Source organism: Pseudomonas sp. PS01300 (assembly GCF_029960155.1).
GTDB classification, from domain to species: Bacteria; Pseudomonadota; Gammaproteobacteria; order Pseudomonadales; family Pseudomonadaceae; genus Aquipseudomonas; species Aquipseudomonas palmensis.
Genome location: NZ_JASCPN010000159.1, coordinates 1 through 292 on the forward strand (window position 1 = coordinate 1; position 292 = coordinate 292).

General features: G+C 65.8%; 1 pseudogene. It reads right to left on the minus strand.

Annotated features, from left to right (window positions below):
• Positions 1–292, minus strand: a pseudogene (locus tag QMX96_RS26775) (methyl-accepting chemotaxis protein); the annotation flags it as partial.

Sequence of the window (292 nt, forward strand, 5' to 3'; positions counted from 1 at the left end):
TGCCGGTTCAGGTAGCGGGTCAGGTGCTGGCCCTGGGCGTCGTCGTAGACCACGAAGAGCACGTTGGCATTGCGCTGGGCGCGCCGGGAACACTCCGACAGTGCCGGTATGTCGTCATCCCAGATGGCCCGCGGCGCAACCGATGCCAGCAGTTCGGCCATGTGATTGGCCGACTCCTTGAGGCTTTTTTCGAGGGGGACGCGCAGTTGCGCCTGCTCCTCCTGAAGGCGTGCGGATAGCCCGGCGGACAAACGCTGTCGGGTACTGGCCGAAAGGCTGTCCAGGCCCGAGC